Source organism: Trichloromonas sp. (genome assembly GCF_041583255.1).
Lineage (GTDB): Bacteria > Desulfobacterota > Desulfuromonadia > Desulfuromonadales > Trichloromonadaceae > Trichloromonas.
In genome coordinates, this window is the sequence record NZ_JBFHGD010000267.1 from 1 (window position 1) to 3,810 (window position 3,810).

The window sequence follows — 3,810 nt, forward strand, 5'->3', positions numbered from 1 at the left end:
AATATCTGACCTCGGATGATCCGGCTTACGGTGCGTCCGTTGAAGAACAGCAGCAGGTTTTTGCCGGCGTCAACTGGACTCCGTCTGCGCGGTTCGGCGCCACCGCCAACCTCCGCCTGAGTCGCGGCATCAACAGTAACTTCGAACGGTCCGAATACAGCGGCGGAACCCTGTATCGGTACGACATCGACCGGAATCAACGGCAGGAGGATTTCACCCTTGGCCTCTGGTCACAGCTTACCGATGCCCTGAACATCAATCTCCATTACGGTTTCCTGCGCTCCGACACCTCGCAGGACGTGATGTTCGGCGCCGCCCCTGATCCACTGATCAACGAAAATGTTGAATATCAACAACGGGTTCATACCGCAACCCTGTCGGCTTCGCTGCAGGTGTTGAAAAATCTGGCGGCCATGATGGAAACACGTTATATCCGCTCGCATGCCCTGTTTGACCCGGATTTCATTCAGCAAAACCTGCCTGTTTTTGGACTGGTCGATTCAACAGACATCCGTAAGCTGAGCGAGCTGGACATCGTCCAGACCGGGATTGCCCTCGGCCTGGAATGGACCTTGGCCGATGGCTGGAGCTGCGCTACTCGCTTTTCTCATGATGATTACGAAGATCGCAACAGCAGCGATTTTGATGGTACAGCCCAGCTATACATGTTCAATGTCGCCCGAAGCTGGTAAATGATGAAATAACAGAGAGCTTATTTGTGTTGAATTTCTTATTGAAACAAACACTTATTCTGCTGGTGTTCGCTGTCCTTTGGGGGGGGCATGCGACGGAGGTGCTGGCCGAACAAAAAAACTTTGTCGCGGTGATTATCACCGGCGACCTTGATCGTTACCGCCTGGCCCACGAAGCGTTCGTGCAGAAACTGAAAGCTTCGGGGTTGACGGAAGATCGTTTGCAGATTTACGTGCAGACCCCCAACCCTGATGCCATGTCGTGGAACAACAGCATCCGCAAGGCCGTTGGCATCGGGGCCGATGCCATTGTCACCTACGGGGCACCGGCGACTCTCAGCGCCAAGAAAGAAGCGCGCGGAGTCCCGGTTCTTTTTGCCGATGTTTACGATCCGGTCGGCTTGGACATCGTGCGGGACATCGGCGTGCCGGTAAAAAACATAGCCGGAGTCAGCAATAAAACTCCCCTTGAAACCTTGCTGAAAACCTTCCGCGAAATCTGTCCGGCACAGACCATGGGGGTGCTTTTTTCCTCAAATGACGAAGGCTCGGTTTTGCAGTTGCGTAAACTGGCGGACCTGGCACAGAAGGTCGGGCTCGTGATTGTCCCGAAGGACGTTCCCAGCCCGAAAGAAATGGGTGAGGTGCTAAGATCGATGGCTGGATCCATCGACAGTATCTTTGTGTCAGACAGCGCGGTTCTGAATCTGAAAATTAAAGACATCATGGACTTTTCCGCTGAGCAGAACCTGCCGGTCGTTTCACAGATTCCCACCTTGTGTGACCAGGGGGCCCTGGTCACCCTCGAAGCCGATCCCGCCGAGCAGGGGGAGGTGGTTGCCAGCCTGCTGATTTCGCTGCTGGGCGGCACACCGGCTTCGGCGATGGAACTACACACCCCGAGGAAAGTATCGCTGGTCATCAACCTTCAGGTGTCCCGTGAGCTCAATTACAAGGTCTCCTTCCAGACGCTCAGTGCCGCCACCCGGGTCGTCCGCTAGCGTTCCTCATCCTCCCTGTAGGTACAGAATCAGCGTTAAAGACAGCGCGCTCAGCAGCGTCGATACCATGATCGCCCCGGCGACCAGGTCCGGGCGGGTGCCGAAGCGTAGTGAGTAGAGCAGGGGCAGGACCGCAGAAGGGGTGCTGGTCTGCAAAATGACGACTTTTCGGGTCAGATCGTCAATGCCGAGCAGCAGGGTGATCGCGAAGGCGACCAGCGGGGCGATGCCCAGACGGATGGTCGCAGAAAGGGCCAGGAACCCTGGCCAGACTCCCAGTCGGGTATTGGCAAGCTGCATGCCGAGCAGGACCAGCATGACCGGGATGGCGGCCTGGCCGAGGATTTCTGTGGGGCGCAACAAAAAAACCGGGATCGACAGGTGCAGAAACTGGCAGATAAAGGCCAGCACGACAGCATGAAAAATCGGTATTTTCAGCGTGTTCACGATGGCGGCGCGCAGCGAAACACCCGTCCCCTGGGCAATGACAATGGCCAGGGTGCCCAGCGGAATGTTGAAGAGGACGAAGGTCATGATCGAGGCGTTGAGCCCGGCTTCGCCAAACGCGAAATAGGCGAGGGGGAGGCCGAAGTTGCCGACGTTCATCATCACTGTCGTCAGAGAAAGAGCGCCTCGGGTTTCCCTGTCCATCCGGAAAAGTCTCCCGCAAACGACTGAAACGGCCAGCAGGACCAGGGTGTAGATCACCATGAACTGGGTGATATCCCTGGCCAACTCAAGCTGCAGCTCGTTTTTCATCAGGGCCGAAAAGACCAGCGCCGGGGTGAACAGGTAGAGTGAACTGAAGGTGAGGGTCCGAAAATCAAGGCGCCCTGTTTTTTCCAGGACGAAGCCGGAGAATACCATCAGGAATACGGGCAGTATGATGTTTATGAAGAGCATGGAGACTCCCGGGGAAGGCATTCAGGTGCTGACGCTACCATGGCCTTTTTCCAGACGCAAGGCAACATCTCTGCTGTCGGTTTTCTTTTTGCTATTGGTGCCTTTATGGCGGGCATAAAAAAGCCGTATACCTAAATAAGCACCAATATTCCCGTTGACAAGCTGTTCTCAATCCTGATTTAATGCCTCTTCGGCGCATCCACCCCGGCCGCGTTCCATCCGGAAAGGTCGGGAAATAAACCCCCCAGGAGGACATGATGAATCCATTAGCCTCAGAGCTCAACGAACAACTGTCCCAACACAATCCGCATGTTCTCGAGATGCTTTCCGATCTCGGAAAAAACCTGTTCTTTCCCAAGGGCATCCTGACCCAGTCAGCCGAAGCCAAGGATAAAGCCCATAAATACAACGCCACCATTGGTATCGCCACTGAAAAGGGCGGCCCGATGTTTCTCCAGTGCATCCAGGATAAACTTTCGGCCTTCGACCCGAAAGACATCTATCCCTATGCGCCGCCGGCCGGCAAGCCGGAACTCCGCGCCCTCTGGCGCGAAAAAATGCTCCGCGAAAATCCCAGCATGAAGGGAACCCATTTCAGCAACCCGATCGTGACCAATGCCCTGACCCACGGTCTTTCCATCCTTGGCGATATGTTTGTCGGCGTCGGTGATCACGTGGTGCTTCCGGACATGCTCTGGGGCAACTACAATCTCACCTTCGGCACCTGCAACGGCGGCATCATCAAGAAGTTCCCGACCTTTACCGTGGCCGGCGGTTACGATGTCGATGCCTTCAAGGCGGTATTGAAAAACACCGCTGAAGAGAAGGGCAAGGCGATCGTTCTGCTCAACTTCCCCAACAACCCGAGCGGTTACACTCCCACCGTTGCCGAAGGGGACGCTATCGTCGCCGCCATCAAGGAAGTCGCCGAGGGGGGCTGCAACATTGTCGCCGTCACTGACGATGCCTATTTCGGCCTGTTCTACGAAGATTCCATGAAAGAGTCGCTGTTCGGAAAACTTTCCAATCTGCATCCGCGCATTCTGGCGGTCAAGCTGGACGGCGCCACCAAGGAAGAATTCGTCTGGGGCTTCCGCACCGGCTTCATCACTTTTGCCGATGGCCACAGCTACGAAAACGCACCGGTGATGACCGCGCTCGAAAAGAAGACCATGGGCATCATCCGGGCCAAGATCTCCAATTGCCCCCATCCG

At 55.7% G+C, this 3,810-nt stretch carries 4 protein-coding genes; 3 read left to right on the plus strand and 1 reads right to left on the minus strand.

Features of this window, described 5'->3' with window-relative positions; genetic code table 11:
- On the plus strand, positions 1-692 hold a 692-nt coding region (locus tag ABYV89_RS15270; RefSeq protein WP_432823793.1), incomplete at its 5' end, for a hypothetical protein.
- Between the two features lie 41 nt (positions 693-733).
- Entirely contained in the window at positions 734-1,693 is a 960-nt protein-coding gene (locus tag ABYV89_RS15275; protein WP_432823794.1) for an ABC transporter substrate-binding protein, read from the plus strand.
- A gap of 6 nt (positions 1,694-1,699) precedes the next feature.
- Here ABYV89_RS15275 and ABYV89_RS15280 read toward each other — a convergent pair whose 3' ends face one another.
- The gene (locus ABYV89_RS15280; RefSeq protein WP_432823795.1) at positions 1,700-2,596 is read right to left on the minus strand and encodes an AEC family transporter; all 897 of its coding nucleotides are present in this window, start codon (positions 2,594-2,596) and stop codon (positions 1,700-1,702) included.
- A gap of 257 nt (positions 2,597-2,853) precedes the next feature.
- On the opposite strand from ABYV89_RS15280, the gene ABYV89_RS15285 reads away from it, so the two are divergent.
- Positions 2,854-3,810 (plus strand): aminotransferase class I/II-fold pyridoxal phosphate-dependent enzyme (locus tag ABYV89_RS15285; protein ID WP_432823796.1); only part of this gene is annotated, 957 nt, incomplete at its 3' end.

Coding starts and splice junctions, on each gene's coding strand:
- ABYV89_RS15280 (WP_432823795.1), bottom strand. CDS start 2,596: ATGCTCTTCATAAACATCATACTGCCCGTATTCCTGATGGTATTCTCC.